This window comes from Paenibacillus sp. OAE614, from assembly GCF_040546645.1.
Classification (GTDB): domain Bacteria; phylum Bacillota; class Bacilli; order Paenibacillales; family Paenibacillaceae; genus Paenibacillus_AQ; species Paenibacillus_AQ favisporus.
In genome coordinates this window covers 3,805,270-3,822,948 of record NZ_JBEPOD010000001.1, presented here as the reverse complement: position 1 = coordinate 3,822,948, position 17,679 = coordinate 3,805,270, and the positions used below count along the sequence as shown (strand labels likewise).

General features: G+C 52.0%; 15 protein-coding genes. 14 read left to right on the top strand and 1 reads right to left on the bottom strand.

Annotation, left to right across the window (positions count from 1 at the left end):
* The first annotated feature begins 27 nt into the window (after positions 1-27).
* From ABIE48_RS17550 to ABIE48_RS17495, 12 genes are all read left to right on the top strand, one after another.
* Positions 28-459 carry an NUDIX hydrolase gene (locus ABIE48_RS17550; RefSeq protein ID WP_354519386.1) on the top strand — a complete coding sequence of 144 codons (432 nt, stop codon included), beginning with the start codon at positions 28-30 and terminating at the stop codon, positions 457-459.
* A 193-nt stretch (positions 460-652) separates the two neighbouring features.
* Positions 653-1,276 carry a hypothetical protein gene (locus ABIE48_RS17545; RefSeq protein ID WP_260869110.1) on the top strand — a complete coding sequence of 208 codons (624 nt, stop codon included), beginning with the start codon at positions 653-655 and terminating at the stop codon, positions 1,274-1,276.
* Between the two features lie 35 nt (positions 1,277-1,311).
* The gene (locus ABIE48_RS17540) at positions 1,312-4,428 is read left to right on the top strand and encodes an ATP-binding protein (RefSeq protein ID WP_354519384.1); all 3,117 of its coding nucleotides are present in this window, start codon (positions 1,312-1,314) and stop codon (positions 4,426-4,428) included.
* On the top strand, positions 4,428-5,078 hold the full coding sequence (locus tag ABIE48_RS17535) for a response regulator transcription factor (RefSeq protein WP_145018014.1): 651 nt from the start codon (positions 4,428-4,430) through the stop codon (positions 5,076-5,078). Before ABIE48_RS17540 ends, ABIE48_RS17535 begins: the two co-directional genes overlap by 1 nt.
* A gap of 217 nt (positions 5,079-5,295) precedes the next feature.
* Positions 5,296-6,738 (top strand): hypothetical protein, encoded by a 1,443-nt coding sequence (locus ABIE48_RS17530; protein ID WP_192713759.1) that lies wholly within the window; start codon positions 5,296-5,298, stop codon positions 6,736-6,738.
* 6 nt (positions 6,739-6,744) lie between these two features.
* The gene (locus tag ABIE48_RS17525; RefSeq protein ID WP_192713760.1) at positions 6,745-8,190 is read left to right on the top strand and encodes a hypothetical protein; all 1,446 of its coding nucleotides are present in this window, start codon (positions 6,745-6,747) and stop codon (positions 8,188-8,190) included.
* Between the two features lie 58 nt (positions 8,191-8,248).
* Positions 8,249-8,776 carry a YEATS-associated helix-containing protein gene (locus ABIE48_RS17520; protein WP_186381917.1) on the top strand — a complete coding sequence of 176 codons (528 nt, stop codon included), beginning with the start codon at positions 8,249-8,251 and terminating at the stop codon, positions 8,774-8,776.
* Between the two features lie 135 nt (positions 8,777-8,911).
* The gene (locus ABIE48_RS17515; RefSeq protein WP_192713761.1) at positions 8,912-9,541 is read left to right on the top strand and encodes a hypothetical protein; all 630 of its coding nucleotides are present in this window, start codon (positions 8,912-8,914) and stop codon (positions 9,539-9,541) included.
* Positions 9,542-9,701: 160 nt separating this feature from the next.
* Positions 9,702-12,416, top strand: coding sequence for a winged helix-turn-helix domain-containing protein (locus tag ABIE48_RS17510; RefSeq protein ID WP_192713762.1), 2,715 nt, complete (start codon positions 9,702-9,704; stop codon positions 12,414-12,416).
* 231 nt (positions 12,417-12,647) lie between these two features.
* Positions 12,648-12,938: a hypothetical protein gene (locus ABIE48_RS17505; RefSeq protein ID WP_145159075.1), complete on the top strand. Its 291-nt coding sequence runs from the start codon at positions 12,648-12,650 to the stop codon at positions 12,936-12,938.
* A 65-nt stretch (positions 12,939-13,003) separates the two neighbouring features.
* The gene (locus ABIE48_RS17500) at positions 13,004-13,696 is read left to right on the top strand and encodes a hypothetical protein (protein WP_192713763.1); all 693 of its coding nucleotides are present in this window, start codon (positions 13,004-13,006) and stop codon (positions 13,694-13,696) included.
* A 152-nt stretch (positions 13,697-13,848) separates the two neighbouring features.
* On the top strand, positions 13,849-14,367 hold the full coding sequence (locus tag ABIE48_RS17495) for an NAD(P)-dependent alcohol dehydrogenase (protein ID WP_483312657.1): 519 nt from the start codon (positions 13,849-13,851) through the stop codon (positions 14,365-14,367).
* 19 nt (positions 14,368-14,386) lie between these two features.
* On the opposite strand, the gene ABIE48_RS17490 is transcribed toward ABIE48_RS17495, so the two are convergent.
* Positions 14,387-15,226 carry a helix-turn-helix transcriptional regulator gene (locus tag ABIE48_RS17490; RefSeq protein WP_192713764.1) on the bottom strand — a complete coding sequence of 280 codons (840 nt, stop codon included), beginning with the start codon at positions 15,224-15,226 and terminating at the stop codon, positions 14,387-14,389.
* Between the two features lie 137 nt (positions 15,227-15,363).
* Between ABIE48_RS17490 and ABIE48_RS17485 the strand changes: the two genes are divergently transcribed.
* On the top strand, positions 15,364-17,382 hold the full coding sequence (locus ABIE48_RS17485) for a beta-galactosidase (RefSeq protein WP_192713765.1): 2,019 nt from the start codon (positions 15,364-15,366) through the stop codon (positions 17,380-17,382).
* Positions 17,383-17,496: 114 nt separating this feature from the next.
* Entirely contained in the window at positions 17,497-17,679 is a 183-nt protein-coding gene (locus ABIE48_RS17480; protein WP_076164415.1) for a DUF2524 domain-containing protein, read from the top strand.

The following is a 17,679-nucleotide window of genomic DNA, read 5'->3' as shown; positions in this document are numbered from 1 at the left end:
TCCATGCCAAGAAAGGAACATGTGGATATGCCTGCAACATCCGTCGGAGTCATCATCACGAACCGTACCGTATTCCTCGCCTGCCATTCTACGGGCAATACGTTTTACGATCTGCCAAAAGGTATGCCAGAGGAGGGAGAGACACCGGAGCAGACCGCATGCCGGGAAGTCCGGGAAGAAAGCGGACTTAACATTCTACCGGATCAAATCAAGGATTTAGGCGTGTTCCCGTATAACCGAGCCAAAAACCTTCATCTATTCTTATGGACAACGGAATCTCTCCCCCCGATAGAGGAAATGGCCTGTACCTCTACGTTTATTGACCGATACAGCGGTCAGGCGAAGCCGGAGGTAGACGGTTATGAATACATCGGTTTCGATCAAGCCGTTAACATGATGACCGCGAATATGGCACGCGTAATCCGTGATGCGGAGCGGCGTATCCGAGAAATATCCTGAGTTTAATCCTGACAACGAAGCCGCCTCTAGCAGGCGGCTTTTTTGCTGCGTGTTCACGTCCTCTGTGCAGCTTCCTGGAGTAATGGTAACACCCGGTTCTATCAAGTTATTGACAATTGTGAGGCTGGGTTTACTATAAACATGGAAGGAAAAAATTAGGTATTTCATATACCGGCAGGGGGTCTGGTTAAAATTGTTAACGGTAACTTATCAAGAAATTGAACCTAAGCTGCAAACAGGGGACATTTTGCTGGCACATGGCGTCGCCAAGGGCAGTCAGCGGATCGAAGAGCTGGAGCATTGTCCATGGTCGCACGTGGCAATGGTGGTTCGGGCGCCGGACGGTGAAGCGCTGCTGTGGGAATCCACGTCACTGGATAATCTGGAGGATACTTGGCTGCATGTCAAGAAATCCGGTCCCCAGCTCGTTAAGCTTCGTGACCGCCTGTCTACGGACGTCGGGAACCATTATGACTCGATTTTCGCGATCCGGCAGCTTCAAGCTGATCGTACACCGGAGATGCAGGCTATGCTCGATCGCTTCATTGAAGAAGTGCATGGTGCAGTTTTTCCAGACAAGAAAAGAATGTATTGGGAAATTATAGAGGGAAAGTTCGGGATAACTTCTTCTTTCCGCGACTTCTTTTGCAGCAAATTGTTAGCTGAAACGTATATCCAGCTCAAACTGCTGTCCTCCACCAAAGCGCCTAACAGTTACGAACCTAGAGATTTCACATCGAAGCATCGTTTGTCATTGCTTGGAGACGCCAGACTCGGCGACGAAATTTACTTGGACGCCTCTTCGTTTCGTGCATGAGTTGGCGTCGCCGTATCAGGGCTGCCGTATTTGCTGTGCTGGTCTTCACTGCAGCCTGGAATCCGGCGGTAACCTCCGCTTCGTCTTCGCTGACTGTGAAGAACGGCGAAATGCAGCTGTCCGGATGGGACTTTAGAAGCGACGGATCCATCGAACTGAACGGGACTTGGGAATTTTACTGGAAGCAGCTCCTCTGGCCGGATGATTTGCAGAGCACAACGTCACCAGAGGTCAGCGGATACGTGGAAGTCCCCGGCTACTGGGCGAATCACAGGCTGAACGGATCACTGCTTCCGCCGGACGGCTATGCAACGTATCGTATGGTAATTCGCGGTCTTCACCCGTCAGACGATGTGGCCATTAAACTGCGGAATATGTATTCTTCTTACGCTTTGTGGGTGAATGACAAACTTGAGGCTTCATCCGGACAACCCGGAACGACGTCCGAAAACACATCTCCAAAGTATGGTGCCTCCATCGTCGTACCGGTTGAACCCAGCCCGGAAGGGAGCTTGACGCTGCTGATCCAGGTGTCCAATTTCACTTATCCCAAGGGAGGAATCAACAATTCTCTCGAGCTGGGAGATGCCAAGCTGCTTCAGAAGGAGAGGTCAGGAGAGCTGATTCAGGACAGCCTGGTCATCGGGGCGCTGCTTGTCATGGGAGTCTACCATCTGTTCCTGTATGGATTCAGGCGAAAAGATGTTACCCCGCTGTATTTCGGGTTGTTTTGCATGTGCATCGCCTTTCGAACGATGCTGGTCGGTTCGAGATACATTCTGGAGATCCTTCCCGGTTTTTCGTGGGAATGGTTCGCCAAAGCCTCCTATTTAACGGTTTACGTGGGCGAGTTTTTCTTGATCTCATTTATTTATTATTTGTTTCCTCAATATTTGTCGCGTTCAGTTCGACGCGTTACGCAAATTTTCACCCTCATCTTGACTTTGCTTGTGCTTACCACGGACATACGGATTTACGATTATTCGCTGCTGCCCTTTGAGATTTATTCGATTGGCCTCGTGCTGTACGCCATTTATGCTTCTTACCGGATCGCCCGTCAGCGCCAGGAAGGGTCTCTGCTGCTCATCCTCGGGTTTAGTTTGATCTTCGTGACCGCACTGAATGATACGCTGAACCGGAAAGGCATTCTGGATACCCCGGCACTGCTGCAATTTGGCGTACTTAGCTTTGTTTTTATGCAATCGCTGCTTATATCCAAAAAATTTTCCCGTGCTTTCTCCCAGGTCGAGAGCTTATCGGAGCGCTTGTTAACGCTGGATAAGCTGAAAGATGAATTTTTGGCCAAAACATCCCATGAACTCCGGACACCTCTGCACGGCATTATCGGACTGGCGGATTCGCTGATCGACGGAAGCTCCGGCAAGCTCCCTCTGCCCGTGATTGAGCTGCTGCGGCTCATGAAAATCAGCGGGCAAAGGCTGGCCCATCTGGTGAACGACATCCTGGATTTCTCCAAGCTCAAACACCAGGAGATTACTTTGCACAAAGTGACGGTGGATTTGCGCCTTGCCGTCGATCTGACCCTTCAAGTCCTTAAGCCTCTGGCAGTAAACAAGGGACTCTATATGGAAAATAAGCTGCCGGACGATCTGTATGTAATAGCGGACGAGAACAGGCTCCAGCAAATATTGCATAACTTGATCGGTAATGCCATTGCGTATACGGAATCCGGAACCGTCACGATCACGGGACGCAAGTCGCACGGTCAAGCCAAAATTCAGATCAAGGATTCGGGAATCGGCATTGCTGAATCGGACTTGTCCCGCATTTTCGAATCGTTTGAGCAGGTCCATCCCATGAACGGTCCTCAGCAGGGCGGAACCGGTATTGGGCTGTCTATTACGAAGAAGCTGATTGAACTGCATGAAGGCGAGATTGAAGTGGTGTCCAAATTGGGCGAGGGCTCAACGTTCAGCTTTACGCTTCCGCTGGCGATGCCGCAAACGCCGCGGATACAGCCGAGGACGGCGCTCTCTTCACAGGACACCGTGGTGCAGGATCGGCATACGGATTGGAGCATGATCCGGACAACCGCGGAACCCGCGGAAGCTCGAACACATCTGCCTTCAGTGCTTATCGTCGATGACGACCCGATCAACGTTCAGGTGCTGCTGCAATTTCTCGGAGGGAAATATGCGCTTAAGTCAACGGGAAGCGGGCAAGAAGCCATGGAATGGATCAGGAACGGCTACAAGCCGGACATCGCTCTGCTGGATGTGATGATGCCGTTTGTGTCGGGGCTTCAGGTGGGCCAAGAGATACGCCGGCATTACAATTCCGGGGAGCTGCCGGTGATTTTCCTCAGCGCCAAGAGTCAAATGACCGACCTCGTTGCAGGCTTTGAGCATGGCGGCAACGATTATCTTGTGAAGCCGGTCGACAAACAGGAACTATTGGCCAGATTGGAATTGCATCTGCAGCTGGTCCGCTGGAACCAGACCCTGGAGCGCGAGGTTGAAGCAAGAACAATTGAGCTGGAGCATTCGCTTGAGGAGCGGGCAAGAGCGATGTCCGAAGTCTCGGTCCTCGCCGAGCGCAACCGGATTGCCGGTGAAATCCACGATCATGTGGGGCATATTCTTACGGCGAGTATCGTTCAACTTCAAGCCGGTCTAAAAATGTTATCCATGAGCGCCCCTGAATCGGTCGACAAGTTGAATCTAGCGTCAGAATTGGTTCGCAAAGGGCTCCATGAAATGAGGAAATCGGTACATATGCTGGGCGAGGAAGCAGCGGCCGCATCCTCCTTCCAGGATTCTCTGCTGCAGATCATAGAAGATTCGGAAAAATACGCTGAGGTGACACTGGAGCACATCATTGAAATCACGGATGGCCGTCTGGAGCCGGAAGCGGAAAAGCTGATCCGCCATGCGCTGCAGGAAGGAATCACGAACGGCATCAGGCATGGCCGGTGTACGCATTTTCGGTTTGAGCTGGTGGAAGAGGACGGCTCGGTCCGGTTCACACTGGAGAACAACGGCTTGCCATTTGCATCGGATCGGCTTGGTTTCGGACTGACCATGATGCGGCAAACGATCCGTCGAAGGGGTGGAACCTTCCGGATCGGCACGAATGAAGGTGCAGGCTGCCTATTGGTGCTCACCCTGCCAAGTAGAAGGGAGGATCAATGATGTCAAAACTAACGATACTTATCGCAGAAGATCAGACGCTTGTGCGGGAAGGCCTTGAGACGATACTTAATCTGGAATCCGATATAGAGGTTGTAGCGACAACCGACAACGGCCAAACCGCCTTTGAGCTTACTAAGAGCTTAAGACCACAGCTTGTGTTGATGGACATCGAAATGCCCGTGATGAACGGGATTACGGCGACCCGGCTGATTAAGGAGTCGAGCCCGGATACGATTGTTCTGATTTTAACGACGTTTACCAATGAAGATTATATTATTGAAGGGCTTGCGAGCGGAGCGTCCGGCTACCTGCTCAAAGACTTTTCTTCCGACAAACTGATTCACTCATTGAAAGAGGCGGTTCGGGGCGAGCTGATGCTGCCCTCCAAGCTGGCGGCCAAGTTTGCTGCCCGTATGCGCACAGCAGCACCCCCCAGGCAGCCCGGAATCGATTATGGGCTGACCCCGAGGGAGCTTGAGATCGCCAAGCTGATTACGGCACATAAGAACAACCGGGAAATTGCCGATACGCTGTACATCACCGAAGGGACGGTGAAAAACTACATCAGCGTGATTTATGAGAAAATAGGTACGAATGACCGGACCAAGGCCATCCTGCTGCTGAAGCATGCCTTGGAGGCTGTAAACTAAATGAAAATGAAGTTCTCACCAGCACCGTTTCCTCTTTAAAGGAAGCGGTGTTTTTTTATTCCATAAGTATATCGGTGAACCAGGATCCCGTACAGTTACTTTCGTCATATCCCGGTCATATGACAAAATGTACACTTCAGTCACTTATCGACAGCAAGGAATGCCCGTTATGATGGAGGCGTTGAGAGCATAACCGAATCGAAGGAGGAATTTAAAAGTGACGACGGTGAACACCAATTTAAACGGAACGGACGCTGGTTCAATCTTTGATCCAAATACGACGGATCCGGATAAGCTGAAAATGCAGGCGGATGCGATGCTGTTCGTATCTGACCTGCAGGTCAACCAGGTGCTGAAGCAGCAGTGGACTTCGCTCTTGGCCAATATCAAATCGAAAATCGACGCGAATCCCCCGGCCGGCAGCGACAAAGAGACCGTATATAAGGAAAAGCTCAAAATCATCAACAACTTTTTGGCGCAAAAAGGGTATGAAACCACATCAGTGTATGTGCTTGAGCTAACCCGTACCGATTTTTACGAAGACCATTTGAAGGAAAGCGAACCGAATGCGGAGTCCGACCGATTCGTCCAGGATATCCTGGCGAAGACCGCGCTTCTGGCCGGCTGGCAGGATGCGATGCAAAAGGCAACGGATACCGATACGTCGGCGCCGGATCAATTCCTGGCTCAGCACGGCTATAAATGTACCGCGAAGCAGGTCAACGCTTCTTTTAAGGCGATGCGGAATGTAGACATGAAGTTCTGGACAGGTATTTATGGCAATACGGTTATGACCACATCCGACGGCAAAACGGATACGGGACCCGTAGTCATTATTTACGACAGCCTCGACGGGATCTCGATTGGCAGCGATATGCTGGATAAAGATTTGAATAAAGTCACTTACAAGGACGGCGTACTCAGCTGGACGAAGGATGACTTTACGGTGAATCATTCGGGTCAGCTGACATTCAGTCAGGTTACCCGGGCGGCCAAAGACGATAAAGATGCATACGTCGGCAATGAGTTTTTCGGTACGATTACGTATTCCAACAGCGACGGCACCGAAAAGAAGGAAAGCATATTTGGACGGATTGGCAAGCCGCCGGAAGGTTCTTCGGGCAGTCACGACGGAAATCGGAAATCGTGCCCTACTCCGCCATCCGTACAGCTGTCTGTCGTTGATAAAGCGATGAAATACCTCGGTTACTTTATGGCTGCGGTGTTCGTCGTGGATTTCATCGCCTCTGTGCCTAAGCGGTTTAAGGCTATATCGGAATTCGTAGAAAAAATCAAAAAGCCGAACGAACCGAATAAACCGGAAGTCGAGAAGAAGCTCGACAGCACTAAAGAGGAAATCAAGGAATCCAGTGATCCGAAAGCGCTCGAGGAGAACGGTTCGTTTGTGGACAATATCGACAATGTGCAGCCGGAAAATTTCAACAATGAGCAGGGACTCGACTTCATTAATAACGAGCAGCTGCCGCCGGCAAGCGATGTTCAGGCGATGGAGCAAGGTATTGAAAACATGAACGAAAACGGAGAAATCAATCAAAACGAGGAAAATGTCCAAGAGGATCCAAATCCGGTTGACGATAATTTTCAAGGCAATGAGGAAAACGAATTTGAGGGCTTATCTGAGCTGTTTGGGGAGGCGTAAATGGTGATGAGCAATAATGCGGTGGCGCAGGACCAGGCACGTTTTTGGCAATTGTTCGTTCAAGCGATATCCGGGCATCTGCCGGGCAGCGATCCGAAAAATTTTATAGCGGCGGCCGGACGGGTGGACTCCCATCTGGGCAGCGAGACTGAAGTTGTCGCTCTGACGGACGCCTATAATGTAGGCAATACGATCCCTTCCTGGGGATTAACGTGGAGCGGCGCGTTCAATAATAAGCTGTTCGATATTTACCAGCAATGGGTCCGGGATATCGTCCCTGCCGGCAGCGGCGATTCGGGAAGCGGCGGCTCGTCTTCCGGCGGGGGATCGGCCGATCCACTGGACACGCAAATCGAAGACCTCCGGTCGAAAATCGCGCTCCTCAGCAGCGACGTTTCCAAAATCAACCAAGGCATCTATTCGGACTGGCTGAACGAAGTTTGTGCGGAGCTCGACTCAACGGGAAAAGCATGCAGCGTGTATTTTACCAACCCGCCGGATCCGACCTGGCCTAACTTCCGTACCCAGCAAATGGGAACCGAAGACTACAAAGCAAAGGTAGAGTCGCTGCAAACGACATACGGCGCCCTGCTCGGCGGAATGACGGAACAGCTGAACGCCCTGCTGCTGAAAAAGTTCGGACCCGGCTACCAGGAGCTGGCCGATGCGACCGAAGCGGTCGCACTCGCCGATCCTTTCGAGCCTCATTCAGCGGATGAGCTGCAAAAAACGGCTCAGTTCCAAATGACGATCAAGGAGAACGATACGACAGCAAGTGTTCCCCGGTTTAAAACGAGCGAGCTTAAAGACGTCCGGCAATGGCTTATCAAGCAAAATGACATCGCTACGAAGAACGGAGGTCCGCTGTTCGCAGAGCAGGCAAACGTGCAAATCGCATTAAATGATCAGCAGCAGACCGAAAGGGACAGCTCATGGAAATTCAGTGCCAACGTGGGCATCCCGATCGACTGGTTCTGGCTTGGCGGAAGCACCAATGATTCCGGATCCACACAGTTTAAAGAGGATTATTCTTACGATATTCTGATCACGTATCAAGATGTGATTACCGTGAATATCAACCCGGGGGATTGGTTCTTCGAAGGGCTGCTGTCCACGTTTAAGGATTACACCGATTGGCCGCAGGGCAGCGTGTTTGCAGGTAAACCGCTCTGGGGCGAATCCGGACTCATGAATGTTGTCGTCAAGGGAGTCGTCCTAGGATACGCGCCTTACTTGAGATTCTCATCCAAAGACTGGACCAACACAACGACGCAAACCCAATGGTCCGCCAAAGCAACGTTTGGCATCGGCCCGTTCAACTTCGAGTCGGCGTCCGCTTCCGGTTCAGATTACAGCTCGATGACGACCCAGCTCCAGGACGGTTTCGAAGTTCGCGATACGAGCGGAATTCCGAAAATCATTGGTTTAATTGTGGATACCCCCAATGGATGATCCATCCACTCCGATACATGCTCCCTTAGCTTCATCCCCGATGCTGGATTCAGCCCCTATGGCCGTTCAGCAGCCGTCTTCCCAAGAGGCGGCTGCTCCCCAGCCAACTAAGGAGCCTCTATGGCTGATCAATGTCGATGCGGCGTTTAAGGTCGGCTGTCTTGTGGCATTGCTGCTGATCTTGTGGTATTTGGCACGCCTTGTCTTTTTTCAGGCGCTGTCGGAAGGAGAGATTTATTTTCTGACCATGACGCTGTGCGGGTCCGTAGGAGGTGTAACCAGCTTCCTGCTGGTTAAAAACACGGATACCGACACCGGGATGCACTTTAGGGACAACAAGTCGTTCTACCTGCTGGTCACCGCGGTGTTCTGCGGAAATATTGCTTCCTTTTCCGTACCGCTGCTGCTGAATTTCATTCAATTGGAGAATGTGATCAGCACGCAGGTACCGCAAATATTTGTATTCATCGGGGTGTGCCTGATCGCAAGTACGTTTTCCGCACGGATCATAAGCAGCATTTCATCCCGGATCATTAAGCTGAATGAAAATTCAACGGTCAACATCAATAATGATAAGCAGGGGTAAAAAAGTGATAGGAGAGTGCTGGCATGCTGCGGCGCTCTTCTTTTTTTGTCTGCCGTCAACATCACAGCGGATTCTAATCGGTTTTTAATCTTGTTCTTTTATAGTGAAGTCAATTCTCTATGAAAGGTGCAGCCCATGAAAACAAAAAAGGTTTGGATCCCTGCAATCATAGCAGCTGCTGCTGCCGTCCTGCTCTTAGCTTACTATTTCTATATTTCTTCTTTTCACAGTAATGGTGATCACCTCTTGGCATCCCCGGAAGGACGTGGGTTGAGCGTGCATTCACACGGAGAACAGCGGCCTGAAGGTGGCGCGGAAATTTTTAAGTTCCTGGGAACGCTCGCCGTGTTCCTCGGTGCGGCTAGTTTCTCTTGGGTCTGGTTTAAAAAGAAAATGAAATCGCCTTCGAAGCTGGTGCGAAAAACCGGAAAATTGCTGTACGGCGTGCACAAGCTTTTGGGTTGGATAATTCTAACGCTCGTCACGGCTCACGGTTTATATTTTTTGATAACCAAGCCAGATGATCATAAAATATTTACCGGTCTTTCCGCATTCACGATCTTATTGATGATCGCCGGATACGGCTTCTTCATAAAAAGAATTCGTAACAAGAGGATGCGCGTGGTGCATCGTTATCTCGGCATTCTGTGGGCTCCAGTGCTGCTTCTGCATGCCGGCGGATCAGCCATCATTGCAATCATTGCAACGCTTGCAGTATGGGTAGTGATACGAATGCTGGAAAGAAAGCCGCGGTCATCGTCGTAAAACCATTCACTGCAGGTGAAAAAGAGCCGATTATACGTTTAATTTTTAGTGGTGGAAACATCCGATTAAAGATATCATGATGGATATAAATCATAGAATGGGGCTATCTCGTGATGCGGATTGATATGAGCAAAAATGGGTTTAACGAGGGATTATATCCATGAATATTCCGGAACTTCCTGTATTATCTACTAAACTATACATCCCGCAGCCACGAACGAGGCTCGTCGCTAGGCCGCGTCTGATTGAGCGGCTGAAGGCGGGGATGGGGCGCAAGTTGACTTTAATCTCTGCTTCCGCCGGCTTTGGCAAGACGACACTGATCAGCGAATGGGCTGCCGGTTGTGAACGGCCTGTCGCTTGGGTGTCTTTAGACGAAAGGGATAAGGATAGTCTGCGTCTGCTTACGCTCCTAGTCGCTGCTTTGCAGACAATAGAGCAGCATTTCGGAGAAACCGTAATGCGTGCAATCCAATCCCAACCGCCACCGGAAGCCGAATCGATGCTCACAATGCTGCTGAATGAAATTTCAACAATGCCGTTTGAATTCGTCCTTGTGCTGGACGATTATCATGCTGTAGGAGACAGGCAGATCGATCATACCATCGCGTTTCTGGTCGAGCATTTACCGCCGCAAATGCACCTGGTGATCGCGACTCGGGAGAACCCGCAGCTTTCCCTCAGCCGGCTTCGCGCCGGCGGCCATTTAACCGAATTGCGCGACACGGACCTGCGCTTTACTGCAGGCGAAGCAGCCGAGTTCCTCAATCAGGTGATGGGGCTGCATCTATCAGCAGAGGAAATTGACGCGCTGGATCATCGTACCGAGGGCTGGATCGCGGGGCTGCAGCTCGCGGCTCTATCGATGCAGGGACGTAAGGACATTCCCGCTTTTATCCGTTCCTTCGCCGGAGACAACCGGTACATCGTCGACTATCTGGTCGAAGAGGTTCTTCAGCGTCAGCCGGCTGATGTCCGCAATTTCCTGCTTCAGACCTCGATTCTGGATCGGCTGCATGGCCCGCTGTGCGATGCCGTTACCGGCCAGAACGAAGGGGCAGCTCGGCTTCAATCGCTGGAGCAGGGCAGCTTCTTTATCGTGCCCCTAGATGACAGGCGGCAGTGGTATCGCTATCACCATCTCTTTGGTGAAGTGCTGTCCATACATTTAAGAACGGATCAACCTGACCTCATTCCTGAACTGCATCGGCGTGCGAGTGAGTGGTACGGACGGCACGGCTCCTACGCCGAAGCAATAGGGCATGCGTTGGCCGCCAAAGACTTCCCTCGAGCGGCGGATCTGATCGAGAAGGCTTGGGCAGCCATGCGCAGGAGCAGGCAGGAGTCCGCAGTGCTCGGGTGGATTCAGGCGCTGCCCAGGGAAATCATTCGCCATAGGCCCGTTCTCAGCGTTGAATATGCATGGGCGTTACTTGCCGTCGGCCAGGTCGAAGGAGCAGAGGAAAGGCTGCGCGATGCCGAAAGGTGGCTGGAGAATTCCTCATTGGATAGGACGCCGGAAACTTCAGCAACCGATATGTGTTACGTAGACGAGGAGGAATTTCGTCGCCTTCCGGGCACCATTGCCGGATACCGCGCCGCTTATGCCCAGGCCATGGGGGATATCCCCGCCGCCATTACATATTCGAAGAGAGTACTTGAACTCGTTCCGGCGGACGATCATCTTCGGCGCGGCGCGGCAGCCGCGCTCCTTGGTCTTGCGGCCTGGACGAGCGGTGATCTTCAGGAGGCGTACCGGATGTTCAGTGAGGGAATGGCGAATGTCCGGCGGGCAGGGAACATCTCGGACGCGATCGGGGGCTCCATCGCTCTGGCCGATATAAACATAGCGTTGGGGCGGCTTCGCCAGGCCATGGATATCTTTCAGAAGGGATTACTGCTTGCTGCGGAGATGGGTACTCCTGAAATGCGGGGCACAGCGGACATGTACGTCGGAATGAGCGAGCTAAGCCGGGAGCAGGGGGACTTGGACGCCGCCATGCAGCATCTGCACAGAAGCCAGGAGTTGGGTGAGCAAATGGGACTGCCCCAATATCCGTACCGCTGGCGGGTAGCTATGGCGCGTATTCGGCAATCGCAAGGAGACTTGGATGGCGCGCTTGAACTGCTTCAAGAGGCTGAGCAGCGGTATGTCGGTGATTTTTTTCCAAACGTGCGTCCGGTGTCGGCTTTGAAAGCACGCGTGTGGCTCGCTCTGAATAGATGGAGCGAGGCTGCCGAGTGGGTACACGAACAGGGGCTCTCCACAGCGGATGACCTGCACTATCTGCGCGAATTTGAGCACATAACCCTGGCCCTGGTACTTTTGCACCCGCATCCAAGTAGCCTTGCACCAATTCAGGAAACGTTGGGATTCCTGGAACGCCTGTCCCAAGCAGCGGCAGACAGCGGAAGGACGGGGAGTCAAATCGAAATTTTGATCCTTCAAGCCCTTGCTCATCATAGCCAAGGTGACATGTCCTCCGCACTTGCATCGCTGGAACGAGCACTGACACTTGCAGAGCCGGAAAGGTACGTTCGGATTTTTGCAGACGAGGGCCAACCGATGGCCGCATTGCTGGAAGCAGCTTGGAATGGAGGGATCTGTCCAAACTATGTCCGGCTTCTTCTGCTATCCATTGGCAAGGAGGGGGGCGGATCGGCTGCGAAAAAGGCAGTTGGAGAGCCGCTGAGCGAACGGGAGCGGGACGTGCTGCGTCTGCTCAAAACCGATTTGAGCGGGCCTGAAATCGCACGAGAGCTCCATGTCTCGCTGAATACACTGCGAACTCATACCAAAAACATTTATGACAAGCTTGAGGTGAACAATCGTCGGGCAGCCGTTAGGCGCGCCGAAGAGCTTGATGACTTGTGACATCGCGATTTCCTTATAGCTTCGGACCTGGAAGGAGGAATAAGCCCAGGATCGGGGCTCTTTTTTATGCCGCTTACTTCGAATGAATGTACAGTGACCAATTAAAATCACCACATCTGGTGATGCCGTCTCACCACATGATCTTGTATCTTCAATTTAGGAACGGAGCTGCACGATGAAAGGAGACTGACCACGACATGAAATGGAAAGGAAATTAAGGGAGGCGGTTGAATGAACGAAACACATGATATACGAGATAACCCAAATGAGCCTGAACGGTATGAAATTCGGTTTCAGGGATATCTCGGCGACCGGTGGGCTGACGGGTTCGAGGGACTTCGTCTCAATCAAGAGCCAGACGGAACATCCATTTTGACCGGACCCGTGGCCGATCAACCCGCCTTATACGGCTTGCTTAGAAGATTCCGCGATCTCAACCTGCGGCTGATTTCAGTCATCCGGCTAGAACCACACCCGAAATCACCATCAGAGATTAATAGGACACAAGAAGGCTGTCAGTAAATATACCAGAGTGAACAGAACTTGCTAATCGTCGACAAGAATAAAAACAAAGAGGAGAAAACGATATGAACATAACAGCTTATCGCGTCATTCGTTGGAGCGGTTTATCCGCCATCTTGGCGGGCATTCTTTTTATCGTCATCCAGGCAATTCATCCGCCTGAAATTCTATCATCCGTTACCACAAAGGCCTGGGCCATCGTCCATTACATGACCCTCGCGATGTCTCTGCTCGGACTGCTCGGCATAACCGGAATTTATACAAGGCAAGTCCATGTAGCGGGGTGGACCGGATTGGCCGGTTTTCTCCTGTTTGGTCTCTTTTGGACAGCTACAACGGCTTTCACCTTTGTAGAAGCTTTTGTTTTACCGGTTATCGCTGCGGATGCACCGGGTTTCGTGGAGGGGTACTTAGGGATTTTTGCCGGATCATCAGCAGTGTCCAACCTTGGGCTCCTGCCCGGAGTAGCACCTGTAGGTGGTGGGCTGTATGTGCTCGGCGGTCTGCTGCTTGGCATAGCTACGTTCCGCGCCGGGATCCTCCCGCGCTGGACAGCTGTTCTGTTGGCTTGCGCCGCTGTGTCGACACTGGCTTCATCACTGCTTCCACACCCGCTGGATCGGGTATTGGCGGTCCCGATGGGAATCGCTCTCATGGGTATGGGTTATGCGGTTTGGTCAGAACGGAGTCTTGAAGAAGCGCAGCGACGGGTCCGAAAACAACACGGGGGGCGAAAAAATGAGAGCCATCGTATATGAACAATACGGACCGCCACATGTGCTTCAGCTCAAGGAAGTGACCAAGCCGGCCCCTAAAGCCGGCGAATATAACGTTTGAAGAGGCGGCTGCCGTTCCGGTTGGCGCCCTCACTGCGCTCCAGTTTCTTAGAGCAGGGAAAATAAAAAGCGGCGTGCGCGTACTCGTATATGGTGCTTCAGGCAGCGTCGGGACGTATGCCGTGCAGCTGGCAAAGCACTTTGGAGCGGAAGTCACCGGAGTATGCAGCGCTTCGAATGTAGAATTGGTGACGTCAATCGGTGCCGATCGGGTTGTGGATTATACGAAACAGCAGCTGCCTAATGACGGCCCGCCTTACGATATTATTTTCGACACGGTGGGAAAAAGCCCCTTTAGTGCATGCGTCAAGCTTCTGGCACCCAACGGTGTCTACCTTCGGGCTTATCATGTGAACCCGGTGATCATCGTTCGCGGGCTGTGGGCCAGCTTGACGAGCAGCAAGAAGGTGATTGGCGGAAATATGAAGGAAAACGCGAAAGACTTGGCCTTTCTGAAGGATCGGATCGAAGCGGGTCAGCTCCGGGCGGTCATCGACCGTCGTTACCGGCTGGAGCAAGCGGCCGAGGCACATGCCTATGTTGAGCTAGGCCACAAGAAAGGCAACGTAGTTCTAACCGTTTGTGAGGATTGAGACGCCCATTAATAACACATCACTTGACGTAAACGCCACGAAGTTCCCGAAACTGCTCTGGCGTCATGCCTTCGTTTTTGCGGAAACGCTGAATAAAGTACGTACTGCTGGCAAATCCGACCGTCTCCGCAACCTTTTTCACGGTCCAACCGGTTGAAATCAGCAGGGATTTGGATTGAAGAATACGGCATTCGTTCAAAAATTCGATCGGCGTTTTGCCGAACAAACCGTGAAACTGCCTGCTGAAATGGGAGGGACTGTACTCTGCCTGGCTCGCCATTTGCTCGAGCGTAAGGGGTTGATGGCTGTGAGTGCGAATCCACTGCGCCGTCTCCATCAGCTTGGTGCGCATCCCCGGCTGAGGACGTTCTTCCGAGCCGTCTACGTACATGATGAACTCGGCAAGCATCTCGTAAAGCATCGCGGACAACCGAGGTTCGCCGTCCTGCAGCGGGTGAATGCCGGTGGCCAGGAGATCCGACCACAGCCGATCAAGCCGGTCCGCGCCCTCCCACGAAAATACCCATGCCTCCCGTTCACCTCTCCCTTGAAGTAACGTACTAAGACCAGGACCCGTAAAATGAACCCACCGGATATCCCAAGGCTCGTCTTGATCGGCATAATACCGCTGGGGAACACCGGGGCCGCATAGAAAGCCGGTACCTTGACCAAGTTCCAGTATGGTTTCACCGACTTGAATGTACCCTTTCCCGCCGCGGACGATATGCCAATTATAAGTGGAGAGTCCGTGCGTCCGGTTTTCACTGTGTGACGGCTCATCTGCATAATGTCCAAACGATTCGGGATAACAAATGAGGTTCGTAAAGCGCGGGCTCGGAATGAAATAATTGATTCTCATATCTCAGCTTCCTTTTAGCATAATTGTTATACGTGATCATCAAAATCTTGCGATTTAAGCCCCATATGATTAATAATATAATAGATTCAAGAAGATGTTTTCAAGCAAAATAATGATATATATCGGAGGAGATACCCATGTATTTCGGCGTGGATTATTACCCTGAGCATTGGCCCGAAGAACGTTGGGCCGTTGATGCCCGAATGATGCGGGAAGCGAATATCAACATTGTCCGGCTGGCGGAATTCGCCTGGGCCAAACTGGAGCCGGACGAAGGACGGTACGACTTTACGTGGCTCGACCATGCCATTGAGGTGCTGGCCAAGGAAGGGATCAAGATCATTTTGGGAACACCGACGGCGGCGGCTCCCAAGTGGCTGATGGACAAATATCCGGATATGTACCCCGTCGATGTCCACGGCTTAACCAAAGGCTTTGGTACACGGAGGCATTATTGCGTTAATCATCCGGTGTATCAGAAGTATTCCGCAAGCATTGCCCGGGTTATGGCCGAGCATTACAAAGACAATGAGCACATCGTTGCTTGGCAGATCGATAACGAATTCGGCGGTCCGTGCTACTGCCAGAGCGATCTGCATGCCTTTCGGATCTGGCTCCGCGAAAAGTACGGCACCGTCGACAAGCTGAACGAAGAGTGGGGAACCGTGTTCTGGAGCCATACCTACCGCAGCTGGGAAGAAATTATGCTTCCCACGTATGCCGCAAGCGACGGCTTCAGCCAGGGCGGTTCCGGCGGATTGATGTCCACCCCATATAACCATAATCCCGGCATGCAGCTCGATTACCGCCGATTCTATTCCGATTCGACGGCCGCCTATCAGCGGCTTCAAATTGAAGAGATTCGTGCATGCACCTCCCTGCCGATCACCCATAACTTGATGGGTCATTTCAGCGAGATCGATTACTTCGACTTAGGCAAGGATCTTGACTTTATTTCTTGGGATAACTATCCGAATAATATGTGGGGCAAATCTTCACCTCTGACCGTCGCTATGGCCCATGATCTGATGCGCGGCATCAAAAATCAAAACTACTGGATGATGGAACAGCAGAGCGGTCCGTGCGGCTGGCACTCGTTGGGTGATACGCCGGAGCCGGGACAACTGCGTTTATGGACCTATCAGGCGATCGCGCATGGAGCGGATGCCATGGTCTATTTCCGCTGGCGGGCCTGCACGGTCGGCATCGAACAGTATTGGCACGGCATCCTTGATCATGACGGCGTCGGCCGGAGAAGGTACCGGGAGATCACTGCGATCGGGCATGAACTCAAAGAACAGTCACCCCTGTTCGTAGGGGCCGTCAACAACAATACCGTAGCGCTCATTAAAAACTATGATCAAGTGTGGAGCCACCGCGCTCAGCCTCATAACCGGAATTTCAGTTATGAAGCTCTGCTGGCAGGCTACTACGATGCAGTTGCCGGGCAGCATGTCGGCGTAGACGTGGTCAGCGTGGAGAATGACTTTACGCCTTACAAGCTTGTTCTGATGCCGGCATTTAATTTGATGACGGAGGAGATCGCAGACAAATGTGAGGCATATGTGGCAGGCGGCGGTTCGCTGCTCATCACGTTCCGGTCGGGAACGCGTACATGGAATAACCGCATGACGACTTTGACACTGCCTGGCTTGTTCCGGAGATTGGCAGGCGTTGAACTGGAAGAGTATGACTCGGTTAATTTCGGCCGTACCGTATCCGTGAGCGGAGAGTTCGGGGACGGCACCGCTTCCATGTGGTGCGATGTGCTTAAGCTGGAAGGGGCTGAGAGCCTCGCGGATTATGAGAGTCATTATTACAGCGGAACACCGGCAGTTACTGTTCATACCTATGGTAAAGGGAAGGTTTATTACGTCGGGTGCGACCTGGATGACCGGGCGATGGAGAGTTTGATGAAGCTGGTTCTTGAAAGGGAGGGCGCTGTCCCATCCTTGCCCCAAAAATATGATGGAGTCGAGGCAGTAGAAAGAGAAAAGGATGGCAAAAGCTACTTAATGCTGCTGAATCATCGCAGCGAATCCGTCGATGTAGAACTGGGGGGCACGTATATAGATGCCCTGAGCAAGCAAACCATTGAAGGCCGCATTCTCCTGGAACCATACGCCGTGCATGTGCTTTTAAACCAAGGGATCTAGAGTGTGGTTCGTAAAGGAACATAACCAATTTCTTCGCTGATCCCATTCTGAATAATTTCGGGTGAATCCTCCATAATAGGGAAGTACATCCAAGAGAAAATGGAGGAAAAGCATATGCTCGAAAACCTGGAAAGTAACTATGACTGCAGCAATGCCGGGGAGGATTTGCATCAGCTGAAGCAGGAGCTCGCCTCGCTCCGGGGCATGGGCAAGGAAGACCCCAAGACGCAGGAAGACATTAACCGCCTCGAGAATCAGATCGCATTTATTATGAACAAATGTGACATTAATCATTAG

Bases quoted from the DNA above. Each gene is read 5' to 3' on its own strand.
- ABIE48_RS17550 (WP_354519386.1), top strand. From the start codon at position 28: ATGCCTGCAACATCCGTCGGAGTCATCATCACGAACCGTACCGTATTC.
- ABIE48_RS17535 (WP_145018014.1), top strand. From the start codon at position 4,428: ATGTCAAAACTAACGATACTTATCGCAGAAGATCAGACGCTTGTGCGG.
- ABIE48_RS17525 (WP_192713760.1), top strand. From the start codon at position 6,745: ATGAGCAATAATGCGGTGGCGCAGGACCAGGCACGTTTTTGGCAATTG.
- ABIE48_RS17520 (WP_186381917.1), top strand. From the start codon at position 8,249: ATGGCCGTTCAGCAGCCGTCTTCCCAAGAGGCGGCTGCTCCCCAGCCA.
- ABIE48_RS17515 (WP_192713761.1), top strand. From the start codon at position 8,912: ATGAAAACAAAAAAGGTTTGGATCCCTGCAATCATAGCAGCTGCTGCT.
- ABIE48_RS17510 (WP_192713762.1), top strand. From the start codon at position 9,702: ATGAATATTCCGGAACTTCCTGTATTATCTACTAAACTATACATCCCG.
- ABIE48_RS17505 (WP_145159075.1), top strand. From the start codon at position 12,648: ATGAACGAAACACATGATATACGAGATAACCCAAATGAGCCTGAACGG.
- ABIE48_RS17500 (WP_192713763.1), top strand. From the start codon at position 13,004: ATGAACATAACAGCTTATCGCGTCATTCGTTGGAGCGGTTTATCCGCC.
- ABIE48_RS17490 (WP_192713764.1), bottom strand. From the start codon at position 15,226: ATGAGAATCAATTATTTCATTCCGAGCCCGCGCTTTACGAACCTCATT.
- ABIE48_RS17485 (WP_192713765.1), top strand. From the start codon at position 15,364: ATGTATTTCGGCGTGGATTATTACCCTGAGCATTGGCCCGAAGAACGT.
- ABIE48_RS17480 (WP_076164415.1), top strand. From the start codon at position 17,497: ATGCTCGAAAACCTGGAAAGTAACTATGACTGCAGCAATGCCGGGGAG.